Consider the following 21,374-nt stretch of genomic DNA (forward strand, 5'->3'; position numbering starts at 1 on the left):
AGAAATTATGTCCATGCAATTCAGCGTTCTTGCAAGCGGAAGTACTGGGAACGCCATATATGTTGAAAACGGGGAACATTCCTTTTTGGTTGACGCAGGATTAAGCGGCAAGCAAATGGAAACCTTATTTCAGCAAATTGACCGTGATATGGGGAAATTGTCCGGCATCCTTGTGACACATGAACATAGTGATCATATAAAAGGCGTAGGCATCGTTGCCCGCAAGTATAAGCTTCCTATTTATGCGAATGAAAAAACATGGCTGGCCATGGACAATTTAATCGGTCAAATTCCTGTTGAGCAAAAATTCACTTTTGGTATGGAAACAGTGAAGTCATTCGGAAGCCTTGATATAGAGTCATTTGGTGTTTCCCATGATGCGGCAGATCCGATGTTTTATGTATTCCATAGCAGTGGAAAAAAGCTTGTTCTGATCACAGATACTGGCTATGTCAGCGACCGGATGAAAGGATTAATCTCCAATGCAGATGCTTATGTGTTTGAGAGCAATCATGATGTGCAAATGCTAAGAATGGGACGTTATCCTTGGAGCATTAAACGCCGCATTTTAAGCGACGTCGGTCATGTTTCCAATGAAGATGCTGCGATCGCGATGAGCGAAGTAGCGGGAGATCGTACGAAAAGCATCTACCTTGCTCACTTAAGCCAAGACAACAACATTAAAGATTTAGCACGGATGTCCGTCGCTCAAACGCTTGAAACACAAGGTATTATTGCAGGCGAACAGTTTACCCTTTATGATACAGATCCGAAAACACCAACCATATTAACGGCGGTGTAAAAATAAAAAGCAGCAAAGGACCTAATGAGCCTTTGCTGCTTTTTTACATAGATGTTCGTATGTTAATAAAACGCAAACAAATTATGAACAAACTCGTAAGATTAACAGAAGATAAGTGTTTTTTTTAGAATTTTATTTTTGACTGAGTATAATAATGGGTATAGAGGTAAAATAAATGATAGCCATCATCTTATAGAAAAAACCTATACTTTAAAAAGGGAAAGGATGAATTACATATGGGCTATTATGATCAGGATTATGAAAATCGCTCAAGCCGGCAAAGAGGCAAAAAGAGCGGTTATTTTTTGGCGAGCCTTGTAGGTCTCATTCTTGGTGCCCTGCTTGTTGTCATTGCACTGCCAAAGCTGATTGATTACAATGTGCTTCCATATTCTGCGGAAGAAACCGAGCAGCGTACAAATAATAACTCATCTAATGTTGAAACCCAGAATCTCTCTCTTGATGTGGTGACAGATGTAACACAGGCAGTCGATAAAGCGGGTGATGCGGTTGTCAGCATTACAAACCTTCAATCGAATAGCTTCTGGGGTGGGCAGGAATCTGGAAGTGCTCCAGCAGGAACTGGATCTGGCGTCATTTATAAGAAAGACGGAAATAAAGCATTTATTGTTACCAACCACCATGTAGTCGATGGGGCGCAGCAGCTTGAAGTAAGTCTTGCGAATGGAACAAAGATTCCGGCTACCCTTGTAGGAAGTGATATATGGACGGATTTAGCCGTTATTGAAGTAGACGGAAATGAAATCGACACGGTAGCTGAATTTGGCGATTCAGATGCACTGAAAACAGGTGAACCTGTTATTGCTATTGGAAATCCGCTCGGCACATTTGAAGGGTCTGTAACACAAGGAATCATTTCCGGTTTAGAGCGAACAGTTCCGGTTGATATTGACCAAAATGGAACAGTGGATTGGCAGGCAGAAGTACTGCAGACGGATGCAGCCATTAACCCGGGAAATAGCGGAGGAGCACTTGTAAACATTGGCGGACAGCTCATCGGCATCAATTCCATGAAAATTGCTGAGTCGGCGGTAGAGGGAATTGGTTTAGCTATTCCAATTAATTATGCAAGACCAATTATTGATGATCTTGAGCAATTTGGAGAAGTAAAACGTCCTTATTTAGGTGTAGGATTACAATCAGTAACCGAAATCCCAGGCTATCATCAGCAGCAAACATTAAAGCTGCCACAAGATGTGAAAAGTGGAGTAGCCATTACACAGGTAGAGCCAAATTCACCAGCCGCACAAGCTGGACTGCAGGAATTTGATGTTATAGTGGAAATGGATGGCGAGCAGATTGATGATGTCATTGGCTTGCGTAAGCATCTATATAACCAGAAAAAAGTCGGTGACCAAATGCAGATTGTCATTTATCGCAATGGTGAACAGCAAGAAGTAACCGTGAAGCTGAGTGACGTTACTACTTTTTAGGCAAGGTATTCAGCAGTAATGCAAGATTTCAGAGCAAACAAACTCGGTTTGTCTAAAATATATGGAACCTAGAAATACTAAACAGGAGAGCATAACGCACTCCTGTTTTTTTCTGTGCAAAAATCAAAACACATAAAAGGTGTCAATATGTTAAGATGTAGTGTGGATAACTGGAAGATGTGAGGTTTTACAGAGTTTATCCACATTGTTAATAAATTGATTGTAAAAGAGGAGCGTTTTGAAATTGAAAATTTACTGCTGTGAGGAACATGTTGAGCTAGCCATTGATATGATTGTAGATGAGCTGGAAACTTTCCCGCAATTGACGCAAATGGAAGATGAACAAAAATTATCAACAGCCTGTGAATATTGTCGAAATACCGCAATATATGTTGTGGCGAACAAGTGATTCCATACCATATGTGGATAGAAAATGTGGACATGTGGATAACTACTGTGGATATGTTGTTTGTACCTGAGGATTGCCTGTGAATATCTATCTATTTTTCTAAATAAACGGTAGGCCATCAGAATGAATTTACTGAAATCCTATATTCTTTTTCTGGAATTTTTCGATATACTATTATAAATTTCCATAAAGGATGTGAAGCTGTAATGATTCAAAGGTTTTACAGATCGAGAGCTTTAATAGCTGTTTTAGCATTACTCCTATTGGTACCTTTAACAGTCGGAGATCATGCCAGAGCAACAAATGATGTACAAAATAACTCGACAGCAGCAGAATCGACAGAAACAACATCCACAGAGAAGACATCATTGACAGAAGAATTAAATGTCATTCTTCAAGATGAACGGCTTGCCGGTGCACTAACAGGAGTAAGCGTAAGAAATGCTGAAAATGGAGAAATGGTCTATACCCAAAACGGGGATATCCGACTTCATCCGGCCTCCAATCAAAAGATTCTCACAGGGGCAGCAGCATTAGCAACACTTGGCGGTGATTACCGATTTTCAACGGAAATTTTAACAGATGGAATGGTAAGAGGGAAAGTACTTCAAGGAGACTTATACATAAAAGGCAAAGGCGATCCAACCCTTTTAAAAAAGGATCTGGATGCATTTGCTAAAGAACTGAAAGCAAAAGGCATTGAAAAAATCAATGGAGATATTATCGGAGACGATAGCTGGTATGACGATGTGCGCCTGTCGACTGACTTGAACTGGGATGACGAATCGAACTACACAGGTGCACAGGTCTCAGCTCTTACCTTATCTCCTAATGAAGATTATGATATGGGCACAGTTATCGTAGAAGTGACAGCTGGGAAAAAGCCCGGCGATAAGGCGCAGGTTTCCGTTACTCCAGCAACGGACTATGTGAACATCGTAACCGAGGCAGCTACTGTTGCAAAAGGCGAATCAAAAAGCATCTCGATCAGCAGAGAACACGGCACAAATGATATTGTCATTAAAGGGAAAATCCCGCTAGAAGGTTCAGCGTCGCGATCATGGGTATCTGTATGGGAACCAACAGGTTATGTGCTGGATGTGTTTACGAAGTCACTGCAAGAACAAGGAATCAAGCAGATTGGCAAAAACGAAGTAAAACGTGGCGTAACAGCTGAGGATGCAGAGCTGCTAGCCTCCAAACAATCCATGTCATTAAAGGAATTGTTCCTGCCATTTATGAAGCTTAGCAACAATGGCCATGCAGAAATGATCGTCAAGGCAATGGGCAAAGAGATTCATGGGGAAGGCAGCTGGGACAAGGGTCTCGACGTTGTTGAAAGCCAGCTAGCCTCATTTGACCTAGACATGGAATCCATCCTGCTCCGTGACGGATCAGGCATGTCTCATAAAAACCTTATTCCAGCAGAGCAGCTAACAAAGCTGCTTTATGAAATACAAGATGAACCATGGTATCCGCAATTTGAATATTCCCTGCCTGTCGCAGGAATTTCAGACCGATTAGTAGGAGGAACATTGCGCAACCGACTTAAGGGTGAGAATACACAAGGAAACGTCAAAGCGAAAACCGGCTCCCTTACTGGTGCCAACACCCTATCCGGCTACGTCACAGCAAAAAGTGGCGAGAAGTTCATCTTCTCGATTATGATGAACAACTATATCAGCGGGTCGATGACGGAAATCCAAGACAGGATTGTGGAAACACTTGCGAAGCAGTGAAACTAGTGGGAAACCACCAGTCCATGATCAGATAAAAAAAATCCTGGCGATTATTTCGCCGGGATTTTTTTGCCTCCAAATGTAAGTTTCATTATTTACTCAAAAACAATGTTCATCATTATTGTTATAATAGGATAGATAAATTGAATGAGCGGAGGAACTATATTAATGAGCCAATACCCGAATTGCCCAAAATGCCAATCTGCATATACTTACGATGATGGGACTTTTCTCGTTTGCCCGGAGTGCGGATACGAGTGGAGTGCGAATGAGGAAACAGAAGCTGCTGGAGATACGAAGAACGTCAAAGATGCTAACGGAAATATTTTAAATGACGGCGATACCGTGAGTGTAATAAAAGATCTGAAAGTAAAAGGCAGTTCATCTGTACTGAAGCAAGGTACGAAAGTGAAAGGAATCCGCTTAGTGGACGGAGATCATGATATTGATTGCAAGATCACTGGATTTGGTGCCATGAAATTAAAATCCGAATTTGTGAAGAAAATCTAAGAAAATAAACAAACAGGAGCCACCATGAAAAGACTACTTTTGATTATTGCTGCAGCCGCAGCAATGATCTTTTTCTTACTGAACATGAACGAACCCAAAGAACAAAAACAGGATCTATATGTAGCGACAGATGGAAATGATGAAAATGATGGATCCATAACAAAGCCTTTTCGCACTCTGACAAAAGCTGCTTCAGAAGCGGAAGCCGGGACAACTGTACATATCCATGAAGGAATTTACGAAGAGCAGCTGGTCATCCAGCATAGCGGCACAAAATCAAATGGAGTTATTTTTCAGCCCTATCATGATGAAGAAGTGATTCTGAGCGGTGAAAACATACCAAGTGAGGAAGGCGATACCGCCCTCATTACGATCGACAGCAAAGACTATGTGACGATTAAAGGCCTCACGATTCAGGATTTAACGACGGATTTAACGGATGAAACCGTCATGGGCATTTTTGTGACAGGCTCCAGCAGCCATATTACATTGGACAGCAACCACATTCAGCATATTGAAACACATGCAGACGATGGAAATGGCCATGGCATTGCATTTTATGGAACGGAGCCCATGGAGGACATTATAGTGACCAATAACACTGTACAAGACCTCAAGCTGGGTGCAAGTGAAGCACTTGTCCTCAATGGCAATATTGATGGTTTTAAAATTGCAGATAACACTGTAAGCCGCAATGACAATATCGGCATTGATCTGATCGGCTATGAAGGAGTCGCTGCAGATCAAGATGCAGATTATGTGCGCAATGGAATGGTAGCTCGTAACACCGTTCATGACATCTCTACTTACGGCAACCCGGCATATGGCGAGGAATATAACGCTGCGGGCATCTACGTTGATGGCGGAAAAGAGATCACAATCGAAGAGAATACCATCTATGGCAGTGATATCGGCATCGAAGCCACTTCAGAGCATGCTGATCAATACGCGGAAAATATTGAGATCATCAACAATAATATCTATGAAAACTTTTACACAGGCATCTCCATTGGCGGATACGACGAAAACCGCGGCGGTACAATCAATTCTTATATCGGACACAACATCCTTTTCCGAAATGATACCCTAGATCTTGCCGGCGGACAGCTAATGATCCAGCATGACGTAAAAGACAATACCATTGAAAAAAACACTCTAACAGCCGGCCCATCCAGTATCTATATCGCAAACTTCTTCACGACCAATGAAAATACAACACTAAGCGATAATGTATTTCAAAAAGAAGATGGAGAAGACGGCATTTGGATTTGGAAGAATGAAGAGTATACGTCCTTCGAAGAGTTTAAAGCAGCATATCAGGGGGACGGTTCTGTTGGAGAGCTTAAAGAGAAATAGGTTTTTCAAAAGCTCTCCACCATTTGAGACATTATAAAAAAACGCAAAGAAAAGGAAGCAGCACACTATGAAAATTACCATCATATCCGTCGGAAAACTAAAAGAAAAATACCTAAAACAAGGCATAGACGAATACCTAAAACGCCTCACAGCCTACGCCAACGTCAACATCATCGAAGTCCCTGACGAAAAAGCACCAGAAAACATGAGCCCAGCCGAAGAAGAAGAAGTCAAAAACAAAGAAGGCAAAAAAATCCTCTCCCACATCAGCCAGGACACCTACGTTATTACCCTGGAAATAGGCGGGAAAATGCTTACCTCTGAACAACTCGCTGAAAAGCTTGATAGCCTTGCTACATATGGGAACAGCAAAATTGCCTTTGTTATTGGCGGATCACTTGGACTTAGTGATGAAGTCAAGGCTGCCAGCAAGTTTGCACTGTCTTTTTCAAAAATGACGTTCCCACATCAGCTTATGCGGCTGGTGTTGGTGGAGCAGGTTTATCGGAGTTTTCGGATTAATCGGGGGGAACCTTATCATAAGTAAGTGATTTTTTTCGAATAGATATTGTTACCATTTAATTTTTAAAAGAAAATTGAAAATGAACCAATCTTAAAAAGGGATGAACATGACTCATCCCTTTTTAGAATTAATCAAATAATTCTAATGATGGGGTTAAACAGAACTTTAAATCATTAGCTTTTTGCAAACCTATGTGATGATTAATCATTAGATCAACTAATTGATTCCCATCAATAAGTATGATTCCGCGCTCTTCACTTTTCAATTTTGCCTTATTCGTATAACTAGAGGTAGTGACGAAATAAGCACCATTGTTATGTTTTTGGCTCCATGCTCCAATAAAATCCCGAATTTCTTGTTCACCTACTAGATTATTTTCTGAATATCTTTTAATTTGAACGGGTATTTCCCCTTGTTTGAGTAAGGTTCTATATAGTAGACCATCAATACCACCATCCCCGCTTTTTTTCGTAACCTCACCGTAGGGTGCTTCATTTGCTCGTACTAACACCTGTATTACTAATGACTCAAAATTATAGGGGTTCATATTCATTAGTAATGACTTAAGATATTTTTTTAAATGAATTAAATACTCATCATAAGATTTAATTAATGAATTGAGTGCCTCATAATGTTTACTTGCAAATGGAGCCTCCAGTGTTTGCAACTTTTCTGAAGTTTCCTTTTGAAGCTGATTACTCCAAAAATCATTGATGTTTGAATCTGGATTAATCATTAATCCCCTACCATAATCTGTTAGTAGGAGTAAACCTCCGTCTAGCTCCTTTAAAATATTAAGTTGAAAAGACTTTTCAAGAATCGGATTGACCTCATAATCCTCAATGTCTTCGTCCAAATCGCTTTTAATATTTCTAAACAGTATTTCCTTAGTACATGATGTCTCACTGACATTCCTTAAAATTGATTTTAAAACATCAACAACAAAATCATTCATTGTTAACATTTTCTCTTTCTTCAATGCTCTGTCTGACTTGGTCCATCGTTAATAAACAATAGTTCCAGTGCTCATTGCTTTTGGCTACTTTATCAACATTTTCGTTTCTTGCTTTAGTTACTAGATAACTAACAAGGGGCTCAATCATTTCTTCAAGTTCTTTATGGTGATCAGGATCAAAACCATCTATCCATTTATAATATCCGTCGTCATCCTTGGTAACTAGCATCCGGAATGAACCTATAATAGGATGTACTAATCCAGAAGGAACATCAAATTTCATACCGTTTAAGGTAGTTTTCTGCCCATCAGAATAAGTAGTAATATTACGGAAATTTTTATATATCTCCTTTTTGTCTGATTTAGAAAAACCAATAAGTGCATAGTTGCCAGAGCTATTTGAGTCGGTAGCACCGACTCTATTGTATATATCAGGTATATTTTTCTCCAAGAATGTATATATAGAAAAAATTCCGGGAATTATTCCTGCCATTTTTACATATTCAGAATCACGTTCTTCTTCAGCTGCACTTTCTACTTCTTGAATATATGCTTTTATTATTGGATCGGCTCCTGAGGCCCATTTCATTGGTGGTACTGAAGGTTTACGACTATATTTAGACTTTGATGAATATTTAGGAGTTCTTTCGAGATTAAATAAATCTAATAAACGAATTATATTTTCAACAGGTAACATCTTAGAGCCATCTTCCATTTTTTCGAATTGTTTGTACATTATTCTATTTGCAAATGGAAGATTTGATAAAAGGTCCTTAAGTATATCAAATCCACCTTGTAAATTTACAATTGAACGTGTAAGAACCTGAGCAGAAGTATTCCTTGCTTCGGCCAAGCGGGAAACATCTGTGAAATTTACAGTAATTTCAAATCTTACAAAAGCATCGAGGATTTCTTCATTCTTTCTATAATCCATCACTGTGTTTTTTATGATTTTATAAGTATGCCCCCCATCGATGTTTCCCTCATTTTCTTTATCCATAACAATTTCCAAAACTTCAGGATTGAGATCAGTTTCATTTTCAAAAACTACATCATGAAGAATAGCAACCGTATGAGCAACTAAAACGATTCCTCTGTTCAATAAGTAGAAGGCTTGGTTGTGAGGGCGGCCATCTTCCGCAATTTCAGTATTTTTTAAACTTTGAGCTATTCTTCTTGATGGAGTGGTTTTAATATTTTGTTCGCGTGGATTCTTTTTCATAGGAATGGTTATTTCATCTCCTAATCCTAGATCCATAACATGGACAAATGCAGAGTAAATGAGAGTGTGGTCCCAGTTGGTTGGGTCTGGCATATGGTCGTGATTTGAGCGAAATCTCCTTAAATCATGTGGATTATACATGGTGGTTATTTGGTCACTACGAACTCTAAGAATGAAATTTTCTTCATCCTCCTCAAAGCGTTTTAGCATAATAGGCATCATGATATCTCTCCCTATGTTTAATGAAAATTAATTCTTTAAACTGATTATATCAATTATTCTTTGAAAAGCTCATTAACAAAATAACTTTAAATATGGTATTTATTAATTAATAATTAATGAAAATCTATGGCTCAATGCAACTGATTAATAAGTCTTAGAAACAATATGATAGCATCTTACTTTTTCTATTTCTCATTTAGATATATAACGGTGAAGCGTACCACAAATAGTTACAGATAAAAATTAAACAAGATAGATACCCTCTTAATAAAAACAAAATAAAACTAGAGGAGACCGTTAGCACACATGGGTCTCCTCAAACCTTTTTAAACCACCACCTCACTCATCAACGCATGCCTATTCCCCTCACGATCCTCAAAAAACACCATCCAAGTCTCAGTTTTCCACATTTTAGCCACCATATGAGGTTCATCAACAAACCGTACATCTGCAGCTGCTAATCGCTCATAAGAATCCCTAATATCACTCACCTGAAAATAAACAACTGAACTCGCATGTGCAAATTCTTTTTTCTCTGGAGGTGATAGCAAAAGTCTCAAACCATTGCTTTCAAAAAATGCCATATTATCCATGTGCCTAGTTTCTGTTCATAGAATTCAATAGCTCTATCTAAATCTTTAACAGGTATGCCAATTTGTCCAAGTTTTTGAATCATCTTTCATTCCCCTTTCAATTAACCCCTTAATACTCTCCACGTTCTTCAGCAACCATTCCCGTTCGTGGCGACAAATCCTCATAAGCATCCGATCTATCCAAACGCTCTTTAAAATACTGATTCAATTCCGAATCCGTACAAAAGACAAAGCAGCCTTTCTGCCCTCTAGTCATTAAGGTTCGGTACGTATTTCGGATAATCCTGTCTGCTAAAGCTTGTGCTTCATCAGGATTTTCTTTTGCCAGAGTTTTGATACCTTTTAAAGACTGATCTGTTTTAGCACGTTTTGTGTAGTCTGTGATTACTTCGCCATCTTGACACACAAGATCAGGTCCAATAATGATGCCGACATAATCAAATTCCAATCCTTGTGATGTGTGGATACACCCAGCTTCGTAGACGGAGTCCTGGTCGATGGCCCATATGCTGTCAGAGAGATTCCAGCTGATTTTAAAGTTGTGTTCAGGTATTTCAATGTCTTTATGAAGAGTGCTGTTCCGTCCTTTTTTCGGCCATTCCCAGCAGTAGCCCGCTAGTATACGAGATTTGTTATTTTTCTTATTGAGGTCCTCAATTTCTTTGAGCATGGCATTTGGATCATCGTATACTCTGAAATCGTAGTCCAGACCGCGGTCATTGGCGTTGGCTGTCTCTCTGATTTGCAATACATCATCCAGCCAAGCAATATAGGCATCCGATCCGTCGCAGCGGAATTGGGAAACCAGTTTGCCCTGAATGAGTTCGGCATTTAATAGATTTGCATACTTTTTTATTACATCCACACTGCCAATGTCTTTTAATGTGACTTTCTGATCTTCATCAATAAAGAAAATCGTGAATTTAGCAGAATGGATGACTTCTTTAATTTGATTTTCTCCTTTATTGCTGAAGAGACCTGATTTTTCATTAAGGCGGTGTGCTTCATCGATAATGAGTACGTCAAATTCATTTGCTTCTGATTCAGTAAAGCTGCCCGATCCTTTGAAAAGGTGATCAATTTGTGTTTTCTTGATCGTTCCTTTTAATTTTGAAGCATAGACGTTCCGCGGTGCGGAGTTTTTGGATACATATAGAGCGGTTAATTCTTGGTTAATGAGATTTACAAGCAGGTTTATGGCCATAACAGACTTGCCTGTTCCTGGTCCGCCTTCAATGACTATAACGGTTTTCTGATTATGTTTAATAGATTCCAATGCCAGATGATAGGCATCTTCATAGAATACTTTCTGCTCATCAATCAGGACGAATTCTTGGTTTCCCTTTAGCATGCTTGCGAGCGTGTCCTGCAGCGATTTGGAAGGACGAATTTTTCCATGCTCAATCTGGTAGATTAACTGGTTCTGATCACCAAAACGAACGTACTTTTTTATGAAGTCTCTTAATCTCTGGATTTCTCCTTTTGTAAAAAGAGGGGCTTTGGCCAAATGAGCATCATAGTGAGAATCCATCAACGGATCATTGTCTGCTTTCCGGTAGTTATGTAAATATGCACATGGGTTTAAAACGATTTGCTGATCTTGTACATTTTGATTAAAATCCTCAATTAAGGCTGCGTAAGACCATGCTTGATAAGAGGGGTGTGTGACAGTGCGTTTCCCTCCGCCAAGATAAGTAGACACAAGTGCATCCTTAGAGGTTACCTTTTCTGCCTCTGACCATTGTTTCAACTCCACAATGACCACGTGATCCTGACTGCCATCGTGGCCAGCAACCAAAAAATCTACGCGTTTTGATGTGTTGGGAATCTTAAACTCTATAGCTACGGATGTATCATCAGGAATTTCTATATCCTGCATAACGTTCGACATGCGCTGCAGGGAATTTTCCCATGACGTAATTTCACTTTTAGAAGTCCGTCCAATTTTCTTTTGATAAGACTCGTAAAGACGTTCAACGAGGAGCTCGTTTGTTACGTCAGATATAAATTCCAATTTTGTCGCTTCATATATGATCAAGTATGGCCACCTCTTTAAGAAGTCTAGTGACTATATTTTACCATTTTTGGATTGGGAGATAGTAGTTATAAAAGATATCTTTGCTGTAGAGTAAAAAAAAGATTCAAAGCAGGCTTGAATTCCAAGCCTGTTTTGAATCTACTTCCGATATTCCTTCTCAGTCCCACCGCTAAACTGGATCTCTAACTCAATATTTTGAGCGTCCTCAGGAATGCTGAATGCTTCACTTATTGTAGTCAAAACTTCTTCATCAGGTGTATTTTCATCAAAGTTAAAGGACGAGAATATACTGTCCAGTTCTTCTATTGCTGCGTCACCATTTAAATCGATATCTTGTGAATGATCTTGATAGGATGCTTCCATTTGGTCATTGGTTTCATTTTCATAGTCAACTTCTAGGGCATCATTATGGTCTTGATAATCTGCATCAAGATCAAAGTGTGTAAAATTGTATCCAGTAGTATCATTGTTATCGTTCGTTGCATTATTTTCTTCTGTTTGCTGCTGTTCGTCCTCTGCAGTGTTTTGTGGAGGATTTTCTACCTCATCATTATCACCACAAGCAGCAAGTAATAATGATAACATCAGGAAAATACCGATCCATAATATTCTTTTCTTCACCATGACAGCACTCCTTTATCTTGTGTTACATTCATTTTTACCTAAATAAAAGTATAATAAACAAATTCATTGGGGCTGTGATTACTACTCTTTTCTTCATAAATATATCTTTGTTAAAAATGTTAAAAATCAGAATTATTAGCTACGGCTTTATTTCTAATGTTTTAAACCGATATAAAGAAAAATTAATAAGAAGGAGCTCGATTTATGAATTCAACGATTCAGGCAGTAATCAATATTGCCCCGATTATTAAAGATACACTAGGACCGACAGCTGCACTAGGTGTCCTGGATACAGAGAAATTTGTTTACTATTCTCCATCCACTCTCTTGAATATTAAGGTAGAGGTAGGAGTATCCAGACTGGATGAATTTGATGCTTATCTGCGCGCACTTAAAGGAGAACATTTTATTTCTAAAACATTAGATCCTACCATATTTGGTGCAGCAGCTGTGACTTCTATTACGCCGATTCATGATTTAGAAACAAATGAAATCGTTGGTCTGTTATCGTTAACGAGAACTTTGGAGCATCAGGAGAAGCTAGATAAAGAGCTTAGCAGACTAAATGATGTCATCGATGCATTACAAGGAAAGGTACAGCATGTGGCCGCACAGTCAGAAGAACTTTCCGCAACTAGCAGTGACATTAACGTACAAGCGCAAAGTGCAAACAAAAATTCACAACAAATAGGGGAAGTCGTTCAATTAATTGAACAGATTTCTACGCAGACAAATCTTCTTGGCTTAAATGCAGCCATTGAAGCAGCTCGTTCTGGCGACGCAGGAAGAGGCTTTGGGGTCGTGGCAGATGAAATTAGAAAACTTTCTAATAGTACAAAGGATGCAGTGAAGACAATTGATCAATCTTTAACTGAAATCAGATCCAGTATTGAAAACCTAACACTCAGTATTAATGAAGTATCGACATCTTCTGATGAGCAGTCGATCACAATGGTTCAATTCATGCAGGATATACAGGCATTGGATGAAAAAAGCAAACAAATCATCGAAAAAATGAAGCAAGTAACGAACCAGGAATAGGAGATTAAAATATGAATTTAACACTGCAAGCATTTGTGAAATTAGCGCCGGAAATCAAAAAGAACCTTGGTGAAAATAGTGCAGTTGTAGTTACTGACAGAGAAAATTTTATTTTCTCTTCCCAATCGAAAGATTTGGATTATAGTGTTAAAATTGGTGACTCTGCATTTACTGAAGATAATGTATTCTTACTTAGAGCACTTGAAGGAGAAAAAGTACAATTACATATTCCAAAAGAAAGCTATGGCATCGGTATGCACTATTCTGCCAACCCTATTCGTGATGAAAACGGTGAGATCGTTGGTGTATTCCAAATTACTAAAACATTGAAAGATGAAGAGCTTTTAGACGAAGATCTAGATGAATTACGCTCCATTGTCAGCAGTCTGCAAGGAAAGGTCGAGCAAGTTGCAGCCCAAGCTGAGGAACTTTCCGCTACGAGCACGGATATAAATGATCAAGCAGCAAATGCAAATGCGAACACTCAAGATATTAGTAAGGTTGTTAAACTAATTGAAGATATTTCTGCACAGACGAATCTGCTTGGCTTAAATGCAGCAATAGAAGCAGCCCGCTCTGGCGAAGCAGGAAGAGGCTTCGGTGTTGTGGCAGATGAAATACGTAAGCTTTCGATCGGAACGAAGGATGCAGTAGGTACAATCGCTCAATCCCTTCAAGAAATACGGACAAATATGGAGAATTTGAAAGCGAGTATTGATGAAGTATCCATTGCCTCAGCAGAGCAATCGCGGGTAATGGTTGAGTTTATGGAAGATATACAAAGCCTTAATGTACAAAGCAATGAAATCGGGCAATACATCAAAGATATCACTAATTGAAATTCCCTTTAAATACATAGGGGAGCACTACATACTGACTTGTTTACTATGAATAGCCGTTGTAAACTGGTTGGTCAACGTCTCTCCAGATAGATAGTGATTAAATAATCGTAATTAAAAAGAATAATAAATTTAACCAAATACATGGATGTCTCCAGACGTCTTTGATAAAAAAACAAGGCTCTTTTCTAAGAGTTTGTTGTTTTTGGACAAGTTTTCTATTTGATAAAAGACTAGTTGATTGGAGCAGAAGGTGCGGGACTCCTGCGGGAGAAGTGGGACAGGTAAGACCCCGCAGGAGCGTAAGTGACGAGGAAGCTCAGCGCCTACCCCGCGGAAAGCGGGCATCTGGAGCGGAAATCAACCTCTACTTATTTAAGTTAACAGCAACAATGTTTACGAAACAGTCAAAAACAAAGATGTTCTGGGGCATAGGATACGGAAGAGCAGAGTAATTGTAATAAGAAAGTAAGTTATATATAGTAAGTAAGGTATTGCAGATTTAAAAGTGATGGTAGGATGGATCATCGGAAAGCATCTACTATATGATAGAGCTTCAAATTAAGTATCTATCATTCAAGGGTACAACTATTTACTGAAAACTGGGGGATTAAGAGATGAAGTCTTTGGTATATTACGGTTCAAAAGATGTGAAAATTGAGGAAATTAATGCACCAGAAGTTACACAAGGAACGGTAAAGGTGAAAGTTAAATTTGCTGGCATATGTGGAACTGATTTACATGAATATCTACATAAAAGTTTCGTAACAGAAAATAAAATGATTTTAGGCCACGAATTCACAGGAGAAATTGTTGAAGTTGGCAAGAATGTAACGAAGTTTAAAGCAGGCGATCGAGTCGCTATTGAACCGATTTGGGGATGTGGTGAGTGTGAAACATGCAGAACAGGTAATTATAATATTTGCCCTGATATGAAATCATATGGTATTCACGAAAATGGCGGCTTTGCTGAATATGTTGTTGTTAAAGAATCAAATGTATTTTTGCTGCCTGAAACACTTAGCTATGAATTTGCAGCTTTAATAGAGCCTCTTGCCGTTGTATTGCAGGCAATTCGAAAAAGTAAGTTTAAAATTGGGGACCGTGTAGCTCTTTTTGGAGCAGGACCAATTGGACTCCTCTTATCTGAAAGCTTAAGAGCAGCAGGAGCTAGTAAGATCTTTGTAGCGGAAGTTAGTGAGGAACGCAGAAAATTAGCCTTAAAAATGGGTGCAGATGTTGTCATTAATCCACTCGAAGAGGATGCTGTTCAAGTGATCAAAGAGCATACAAATGGGGGAGTAGATGTTTCCTTTGATGTTGCTGGTGTGGAAGCTACGTTTAACCAATCACTTGATGTCATCAAACCGAATGGTGAGTTAATGATTGTTAGTGTGTTTGCCAATCCAATCCAGTATCATCCAACAACACAAGTAATCGGCGAGAAAAAAATCAATTCTTCTCTTGGTTACAATAACATCTTCCCTCAAGCAATCGATTTGTTATCAAAAGGATCATTGAATGTTGAGCCAGTCATCACGAGTATCATAAGTTTAGATGATATTGTGGAAGACGGGTTCGAAAAACTAATCAGCGATAAAAGAGAATGTAAAATTTTAGTTCGTCCGAGCTAATCACGAAAATGGGAAAATGGGGCCAGACCCTTGATGTATTAAAGCATTAACGCATCAAGGGTCAGGCCCCATTTAAGCAATACTCTATTTAATCGCCTTACTAACTCTCAATTTCTTCCCTTTAACCGTTGAATTCTCCATCGCTTGTAAAACGAGTGAGCCCTTTCCGTTCAGAATATCAACATACGACATTTGATCGTGGATGGTGATAATGCCGATATCTTCTGCGGTTACTCCAGGGATTTTTGCAATGGTTCCAACAAAGTCAACAGCGCGGATTTTCTTCTTTTTGCCGCCGTTGAAATGAAGCTTCATAATATCTTGGTTGATTCGTGCTGTTTTATTGTTTCTTACAACCCGACGGCCGCTGAGTTTTTCTTCGAAAGCCGCTTTCCCGCCAGCGATTTCCTCTGCACTCGGAGCTTCTATAACAGGAATTTCAAAGCCGATGTATCTTTCAATGGCTTTGATAAACTTTTCTTCATAAGGTGTCGCAAATGTAATGGCTTTTCCTTTATTGCCGGCACGGCCTGTTCTTCCTGTCCGGTGCACATAGCTCTCTTTTTCCATCGGAACGTCATAGTTGATGACGAGATTTACATTATCAATATCAATGCCTCTGGCAGCCACGTCAGTTGCTACCAAGTAGCGGAAGTTCCCCATTTTAAAGCCTTCCATAACAGCAAAACGGTCTTCTTGTTCAAGTCCGCCATGAAGCTTCTCACAAGGATATCCGGCCTCATCAAGTTCGCTGAATAGCGTATCTACATGTTCTTTTGTCCGGCAGAATATGAGGCAGCTGTCTGGGTTTTCTGCAATCGTAATGTTCTTAAGAAGTGAGATTTTTTCTTCTTCAGTCACTTCAATTAAACCATGTTCAATTGTATCCGCTGTTACCCCATTTGATTCAATTTCAATATGAGCAGGATGATTCATATATTGATGACAAAGCTTCTCAATATCTGCAGGCAATGTAGCAGAAAACACCATTGTTACCCGATTTGAAGGAAGCGCTTGAATGATGTCTTCTACTTCATCAATGAAACCTCTATTCAGCATCTCATCAGCTTCATCGATAATAAGGTACTTTATTTGATCCAGTTCAAGAGTTTCGCGATCAATATGATCCAGAACCCGTCCAGGCGTACCAACGACCACATGAGTTTTTTGCTTCAGTTCATCTCTTTGTTTCGAAAAAGGTTCTTTTCCATATACAGCCACTGCTTTAATGCGTTTAAACCTTCCGATATTTGTCATGTCTTCGCGGACTTGAACGGCAAGTTCCCTCGTTGGAGTAAGAATCAGGGCTTGTGGTTTCTTTTCTTCCCATTCAACCATTTCGCAAAGCGGAATGCCAAAGGAGGCAGTTTTGCCGCTTCCTGTTTGGGCTTTTACGACAAGGTCTTGATTTTCCAATGCTAATGGTATGACTTTGCTTTGAACTTCTGTTGGATCTTCGTATTTTAAAACGGTTAGTGCTCTCTGTATTTCTTCACTCAGCTGATACTCCGCAAAACGGCTATTACTCATTTTTTAACCTCATTTTTTGTATTATTGTCATCTATATCATTCTCTTAAATCCCTAATATAATCTGAATATGATTCATTATACTTGAAAAAAGCAGGACAAACCCAAACTTGCTGCTAAAAAGTCTAAAAGGTGAAGAAAGAGGCTTAACTGCTGTATCGTTCTTTCGACTGTTCAATCCATTGATGCTATGAAAGTAAAAACGAGCAGAAATCGCACTGCTCGCTTTGCAAATAACGGTTTTTCCGCAAATATCTATTTTTCTCTATTCACAAACAACAACCTGCCGTGAAAATAACGCCTTGATCCCTTTGTTGGCCACACATCGGTCGACGATCGTAAAACCTGCTTTGAAAATCATCTCATCCATGTCTTCAATTGTGAGAATCACAACTCGATCTGCTATTCTTCTGGCGTTCTTGATGATTGTGAACAGTTCTTCCTCTGTTGCTCGGCAATAAAGGTTGTAAGGCATATCAATGATGGCCACATCATAATGACCTTCTTCGTCGGCAATGTCTTTTATCTTCACTATTCCATCAAAGTGAAAATGAGCGATATTTTCTCGGGAACCTTTTACGGCTAATGGGTTGCGGTCGGAGCCAACAATGGGAATACCCATCGAGAGTGCTTCGACAAGGACCGTACCTATCCCGCAGCAAGGATCGATTAAACTGACACCTGCTGGTTCAGGGACAGCGATATTCACAACAGCTCTGGCCAGACGTGCGCTTATGGCTGTTGAGTATTCTTGAGGCTTCTTAACATGATGCAGCCATACATTCTCATTTTCCTGGTAAATGCCGAAATACCACTGCCCTTTAAACGGTACAATACCGAAAAGAATATCAGGGTTTTTCATTTTCGCATCAGCGTTTATATTCCAGCCAATTTCTCTTTCAATATGCTGGCGTTCTGCGTATTCTATTTTATCTTTACGTGAAAGATCATTTATTTTCATAAAAATAACCTTAAAGGTTTGGCCGCTAAGTTCGAGCTGCGGAACCTTCTCAGAAATCTCTTGAACAGAATGGCCTGAGAAAAGAATAGAAAGTTTGCTTCTGATAAAAGGGCTTCTGTTTGGGTCTATATTTTTTGCGCTGATTATAAGGTGGTCTGACTCTTCCCCGAAAATGGCTCGCTGCTCCAATGCACAGAGAGATTTTTCTTCAGCACCATGAGAGTAGGCATATAGGAATTCTGTTGATTGCAGATTAAATGTTGTCATATTTGTTTTTAGCCCTTCTTGGTTCACTAATCAAATGCTATAAATCTATTATAGCCTATAAACTCTCTTGAAAACGAAAAAGGTCGGTATATCCAGTTTCCTTCTTTTGTCTGCAGCTGCTCAGCTCAGCCACAGTACGATTATTTTGGACAAAAGGTCATGTTATGTACGCTGGTTACCAATATACTTAAACGAGTGTATATGTGTTTTTGAAAGTTCAATAACCTCTTTAATAAAATTTTCCGGTGTTTCTTTGAACCCATTATAAATCCAATTTTGCAGAAGTCCGTAAAACCCATATGCTGTGTAACGTTTAAAATAATCCATGTTTACAGGAATATTATTGATGGTTTCAAAAATGAATTGCTCTTTATATATTTTAAGGATCGTTAGAGGAAATCGAGTATGCAGTCCTGGCAGTGTATCGTCATAGTTTAGTAACGTGAAAAAACTCCGATTATGGTAGATATAGAGAACGATATTAAACGATGGTTCATTTAGCTTGGTTGTATAAATTTTTTGCCCAGATACATATGATTTGCCTACAGAGGCTTCTAATCCTTTCATCATGGATAGAAGTAAGTCCTCAGCCAATTCAATTTTATCTGAGTAATGAGTATAAAATGTACTGCGATTGTAAGCGGCATAGTCCACAATATCTTTTACAGTAATAGAGTGATATCCCTTTTCTGATATAAGTTGAGCCAAAGCCTGCTTTAAATGGGATTTTGTACGATTTTGCCGTTGCGTTTTTTCATTATTCATGAAAGAATCTCCTTCAGAATAGACAGATTTAGGATAAGTGTTGATTTAGTAGACAGATAGCGTTTTCTTGATGATTGTTAAATGTGAACAAACGAGTACAATTAAATTGTGAACAGCAGAGAGAGCTGTAATTATCTATTATTTTACCTTAGAAGTCATTTTAAATTCTAGGGATGGGGAGGAATATAAATGGGGAAATTACAAGATAAAGTAGCGGTCATTACTGGAGGAGCATCTGGTATTGGTGCTGAAACAGCTAAATTATTTATCTCAGAAGGAGCCAAAGTCGTTCTTGTTGATTTAAATGAAGAAAAGGGAAAAGCCTTTGAAGCTGAATTGAAAGCGCTTAACCATAATGTTCTCTTTATAAAAGCAAATATAACAAGTGAAGAAGAAGTTGCAAATGTCTTTAAACAAACCGTGGATACGTTCGGCAAAGTGGATGTTGTGTTCAACAATGCGGGAATCGGCCGTGTTCATCCTTCACATGATTTAGAGTACTCAGAATGGCGAAATACGGTGAATGTTGATCTAGATGGTGTCTTTTTGGTAGCACGTGAATCAATACGTGAAATGCTGAAAACTGGCGGCGGTACTATTGTAAATACAGCGTCTATGTACGGATGGGTTGGGTCACCTGGTTCTGCTGCTTATAATGCAGCCAAAGGCGGAGTGGTTAATCTTACGCGTTCTCTTGCCCTTGAATATGCCGAGAAAAATATTCGTATTAACGCACTATGCCCAGGGTTCATTGATACGCCGATTATTCCTGAAGAAAACAAACAGGCATTATCTGTAGCTACGCCAATGAAGCGACTTGGGAAACCAGAGGAAATGGCAAAAGGTGTCTTATTCTTGGCTTCTGATGATTCTTCCTATATGACCGGTAATAGCCTAATTATTGATGGCGGCTATACTGCTCAATAGTTATATAGATCATAAAGTTTAGATCAATGAAAAAAAGTGCAATATAGCACCGTACAAGAAATAATAGCGACTGGAGGAAATGGGAATGATGAATCGTTTTGATGAAAAAGTAGTTATTATTACAGGTGCAGGGTCAGGCTTAGGCTATTCTTCTGCTTTGCAGATTGCAAAAGAAGGAGCAAAGCTTACGCTTGTTGATTTAAATGAAGCTTCATTAGAAGAAACAAAAAGCAAGATATTAGAAGCTGTGCCAAACGCAGAGATGCTCTTGATCACAGCGGATGTGGCAGATGAAAAAGCAGTTGAAAACTTTGTGAATGAAACTGTTCAAAGATTTGGGAAAATTGATGGATTCTTCAATAATGCCGGCATTGAAGGAAAACAGAACCTGACTGAGAATTATGGCAGTGTTGAATTCGAAAAGGTTGTAAGCATCAACTTAAACGGTGTCTTCTATGGTATGAAATATGTATTAAAAGTGATGAAAGAACAAGGTTTTGGTTCTATTGTAAACACAGCATCAGTTGGAGGTATTCGCGGAGTTGGAAACCAATCTGGATATGCAGCGAGTAAGCATGGTGTTGTGGGTTTAACTAAAAACTCAGGGATTGAATATGGTCAGTATGGAGTTACCGTCAAAGCGATTGCACCAGGCGCCATTATGACCCCAATGGTTGAAGGATCATTAAAACAAATGGATCCTGTTAATTGGGAAGAAGTAGGGAAGCAATTTGTTCAGCCAAACCCAATGAAACGATTCGGTAAACCTGAAGAAGTGGGTTATTTAGTGGCATTCCTGCTATCTGATCAAGCTAACTTCATTAATGCAACGGTTATTCCTATTGATGGCGGACAGTCCTATAAATATTAAATCAAAAAGTCCTGCTTCTCCCAAGAGAGAGCAGGACTTTTCTTTTTAAAAATATCAATTTAACCTTTTTTTAGATAAAGCAGGAGAATCTCTT

At 39.0% G+C, this 21,374-nt stretch carries 19 protein-coding genes and 1 pseudogene; 12 read left to right on the forward strand and 8 right to left on the reverse strand.

Going from position 1 to position 21,374, the window contains the following annotated elements; genetic code table 11:
• Window positions 1–7: 7 nt before the first annotated feature.
• The 7 genes from B7E07_RS01000 (at window position 8) to rlmH (ending at window position 6,817) form a co-directional block, all read left to right on the forward strand.
• Window positions 8–802, forward strand: a complete 795-nt coding sequence (locus tag B7E07_RS01000) for an MBL fold metallo-hydrolase (RefSeq protein WP_080843641.1) — start codon at window positions 8–10, stop codon at window positions 800–802.
• A 236-nt stretch (window positions 803–1,038) separates the two neighbouring features.
• Window positions 1,039–2,256, forward strand: coding sequence for a S1C family serine protease (locus tag B7E07_RS01005; protein WP_080843642.1), 1,218 nt, complete (start codon window positions 1,039–1,041; stop codon window positions 2,254–2,256).
• 238 nt (window positions 2,257–2,494) lie between these two features.
• Window positions 2,495–2,665 carry a CxxH/CxxC protein gene (locus B7E07_RS01010; RefSeq protein WP_257391367.1) on the forward strand — a complete coding sequence of 57 codons (171 nt, stop codon included), beginning with the start codon at window positions 2,495–2,497 and terminating at the stop codon, window positions 2,663–2,665.
• 206 nt (window positions 2,666–2,871) lie between these two features.
• On the forward strand, window positions 2,872–4,404 hold the full coding sequence (dacB, locus tag B7E07_RS01015; RefSeq protein ID WP_080843644.1) for a D-alanyl-D-alanine carboxypeptidase/D-alanyl-D-alanine endopeptidase: 1,533 nt from the start codon (window positions 2,872–2,874) through the stop codon (window positions 4,402–4,404).
• Window positions 4,405–4,572: 168 nt separating this feature from the next.
• A complete protein-coding gene (locus B7E07_RS01020) occupies window positions 4,573–4,914 on the forward strand; it encodes a zinc ribbon domain-containing protein YjdM (RefSeq protein WP_080843645.1) in 342 nt (113 codons plus the stop codon).
• A gap of 24 nt (window positions 4,915–4,938) precedes the next feature.
• Window positions 4,939–6,270: a right-handed parallel beta-helix repeat-containing protein gene (locus B7E07_RS01025; protein ID WP_080843646.1), complete on the forward strand. Its 1,332-nt coding sequence runs from the start codon at window positions 4,939–4,941 to the stop codon at window positions 6,268–6,270.
• A 67-nt stretch (window positions 6,271–6,337) separates the two neighbouring features.
• On the forward strand, window positions 6,338–6,817 hold the full coding sequence (gene rlmH, locus B7E07_RS01030; RefSeq protein WP_080843647.1) for a 23S rRNA (pseudouridine(1915)-N(3))-methyltransferase RlmH: 480 nt from the start codon (window positions 6,338–6,340) through the stop codon (window positions 6,815–6,817).
• 103 nt (window positions 6,818–6,920) lie between these two features.
• Here the strand turns inward: rlmH and B7E07_RS01035 are convergent, their stop codons facing one another.
• From B7E07_RS01035 to B7E07_RS01055, 5 genes and pseudogenes are all read right to left on the reverse strand, one after another.
• On the reverse strand, window positions 6,921–7,748 hold the full coding sequence (locus B7E07_RS01035; protein ID WP_176215082.1) for a restriction endonuclease: 828 nt from the start codon (window positions 7,746–7,748) through the stop codon (window positions 6,921–6,923).
• Window positions 7,741–9,192 (reverse strand): AIPR family protein, encoded by a 1,452-nt coding sequence (locus B7E07_RS01040; protein WP_080843649.1) that lies wholly within the window; start codon window positions 9,190–9,192, stop codon window positions 7,741–7,743. The genes B7E07_RS01035 and B7E07_RS01040 overlap by 8 nt, the downstream gene beginning before the upstream one ends.
• Window positions 9,193–9,518: 326 nt before the next feature.
• Window positions 9,519–9,868: pseudogene (locus B7E07_RS01045) on the reverse strand (VOC family protein).
• Between the two features lie 26 nt (window positions 9,869–9,894).
• On the reverse strand, window positions 9,895–11,823 hold the full coding sequence (locus B7E07_RS01050; protein ID WP_080843650.1) for a DUF2075 domain-containing protein: 1,929 nt from the start codon (window positions 11,821–11,823) through the stop codon (window positions 9,895–9,897).
• Window positions 11,824–11,961: 138 nt separating this feature from the next.
• Complete coding sequence (locus B7E07_RS01055) at window positions 11,962–12,447, reverse strand: YusW family protein (protein WP_080843651.1); 486 nt, start codon at window positions 12,445–12,447, stop codon at window positions 11,962–11,964.
• Between the two features lie 204 nt (window positions 12,448–12,651).
• Between B7E07_RS01055 and B7E07_RS01060 the strand changes: the two genes are divergently transcribed.
• From B7E07_RS01060 to B7E07_RS01075, 3 genes are all read left to right on the forward strand, one after another.
• Entirely contained in the window at window positions 12,652–13,488 is an 837-nt protein-coding gene (locus tag B7E07_RS01060; protein WP_080843652.1) for a methyl-accepting chemotaxis protein, read from the forward strand.
• An 11-nt stretch (window positions 13,489–13,499) separates the two neighbouring features.
• The gene (locus B7E07_RS24885) at window positions 13,500–14,327 is read left to right on the forward strand and encodes a methyl-accepting chemotaxis protein (protein WP_080843653.1); all 828 of its coding nucleotides are present in this window, start codon (window positions 13,500–13,502) and stop codon (window positions 14,325–14,327) included.
• A 617-nt stretch (window positions 14,328–14,944) separates the two neighbouring features.
• Entirely contained in the window at window positions 14,945–15,961 is a 1,017-nt protein-coding gene (locus B7E07_RS01075) for a 2,3-butanediol dehydrogenase (RefSeq protein WP_080843655.1), read from the forward strand.
• Window positions 15,962–16,045: 84 nt separating this feature from the next.
• Here B7E07_RS01075 and B7E07_RS01080 read toward each other — a convergent pair whose 3' ends face one another.
• The 3 genes from B7E07_RS01080 to B7E07_RS01090 all read right to left on the reverse strand — a co-directional run bounded on the left by B7E07_RS01080 (window position 16,046) and on the right by B7E07_RS01090 (window position 19,482).
• Complete coding sequence (locus B7E07_RS01080) at window positions 16,046–17,491, reverse strand: DEAD/DEAH box helicase (RefSeq protein ID WP_080843656.1); 1,446 nt, start codon at window positions 17,489–17,491, stop codon at window positions 16,046–16,048.
• Window positions 17,492–17,754: 263 nt separating this feature from the next.
• Entirely contained in the window at window positions 17,755–18,717 is a 963-nt protein-coding gene (locus tag B7E07_RS01085; RefSeq protein ID WP_080843657.1) for a TRM11 family SAM-dependent methyltransferase, read from the reverse strand.
• A 162-nt stretch (window positions 18,718–18,879) separates the two neighbouring features.
• Entirely contained in the window at window positions 18,880–19,482 is a 603-nt protein-coding gene (locus B7E07_RS01090; protein ID WP_080843658.1) for a TetR/AcrR family transcriptional regulator, read from the reverse strand.
• 189 nt (window positions 19,483–19,671) lie between these two features.
• On the opposite strand from B7E07_RS01090, the gene B7E07_RS01095 reads away from it, so the two are divergent.
• Together B7E07_RS01095 and B7E07_RS01100 are read left to right on the forward strand one after the other, a co-directional pair.
• On the forward strand, window positions 19,672–20,409 hold the full coding sequence (locus tag B7E07_RS01095) for an SDR family NAD(P)-dependent oxidoreductase (protein ID WP_080843659.1): 738 nt from the start codon (window positions 19,672–19,674) through the stop codon (window positions 20,407–20,409).
• 88 nt (window positions 20,410–20,497) lie between these two features.
• Window positions 20,498–21,280 carry an SDR family oxidoreductase gene (locus tag B7E07_RS01100; RefSeq protein ID WP_080849065.1) on the forward strand — a complete coding sequence of 261 codons (783 nt, stop codon included), beginning with the start codon at window positions 20,498–20,500 and terminating at the stop codon, window positions 21,278–21,280.
• Window positions 21,281–21,374: the final 94 nt, after the last annotated feature.

The organism is Cytobacillus gottheilii, from assembly GCF_900166665.1.
GTDB classification, from domain to species: Bacteria; Bacillota; Bacilli; order Bacillales; family Cytobacillaceae; genus Cytobacillus; species Cytobacillus gottheilii_A.

Excerpts from the sequence above, each read along its gene's own strand:
- B7E07_RS01085 (WP_080843657.1), bottom strand. The coding sequence starts at position 18,717 with ATGACAACATTTAATCTGCAATCAACAGAATTCCTATATGCCTACTCT.
- B7E07_RS01095 (WP_080843659.1), top strand. The coding sequence starts at position 19,672 with ATGGGGAAATTACAAGATAAAGTAGCGGTCATTACTGGAGGAGCATCT.
- B7E07_RS01000 (WP_080843641.1), top strand. The coding sequence starts at position 8 with ATGTCCATGCAATTCAGCGTTCTTGCAAGCGGAAGTACTGGGAACGCC.
- B7E07_RS01040 (WP_080843649.1), bottom strand. The coding sequence starts at position 9,192 with ATGATGCCTATTATGCTAAAACGCTTTGAGGAGGATGAAGAAAATTTC.
- B7E07_RS01025 (WP_080843646.1), top strand. The coding sequence starts at position 4,939 with ATGAAAAGACTACTTTTGATTATTGCTGCAGCCGCAGCAATGATCTTT.
- B7E07_RS01100 (WP_080849065.1), top strand. The coding sequence starts at position 20,498 with ATGAATCGTTTTGATGAAAAAGTAGTTATTATTACAGGTGCAGGGTCA.
- B7E07_RS01060 (WP_080843652.1), top strand. The coding sequence starts at position 12,652 with ATGAATTCAACGATTCAGGCAGTAATCAATATTGCCCCGATTATTAAA.
- B7E07_RS01020 (WP_080843645.1), top strand. The coding sequence starts at position 4,573 with ATGAGCCAATACCCGAATTGCCCAAAATGCCAATCTGCATATACTTAC.
- B7E07_RS24885 (WP_080843653.1), top strand. The coding sequence starts at position 13,500 with ATGAATTTAACACTGCAAGCATTTGTGAAATTAGCGCCGGAAATCAAA.
- rlmH (WP_080843647.1), top strand. The coding sequence starts at position 6,338 with ATGAAAATTACCATCATATCCGTCGGAAAACTAAAAGAAAAATACCTA.
- B7E07_RS01005 (WP_080843642.1), top strand. The coding sequence starts at position 1,039 with ATGGGCTATTATGATCAGGATTATGAAAATCGCTCAAGCCGGCAAAGA.
- B7E07_RS01090 (WP_080843658.1), bottom strand. The coding sequence starts at position 19,482 with ATGAATAATGAAAAAACGCAACGGCAAAATCGTACAAAATCCCATTTA.
- B7E07_RS01035 (WP_176215082.1), bottom strand. The coding sequence starts at position 7,748 with ATGAATGATTTTGTTGTTGATGTTTTAAAATCAATTTTAAGGAATGTC.
- B7E07_RS01055 (WP_080843651.1), bottom strand. The coding sequence starts at position 12,447 with ATGGTGAAGAAAAGAATATTATGGATCGGTATTTTCCTGATGTTATCA.
- B7E07_RS01080 (WP_080843656.1), bottom strand. The coding sequence starts at position 17,491 with ATGAGTAATAGCCGTTTTGCGGAGTATCAGCTGAGTGAAGAAATACAG.
- dacB (WP_080843644.1), top strand. The coding sequence starts at position 2,872 with ATGATTCAAAGGTTTTACAGATCGAGAGCTTTAATAGCTGTTTTAGCA.
- B7E07_RS01075 (WP_080843655.1), top strand. The coding sequence starts at position 14,945 with ATGAAGTCTTTGGTATATTACGGTTCAAAAGATGTGAAAATTGAGGAA.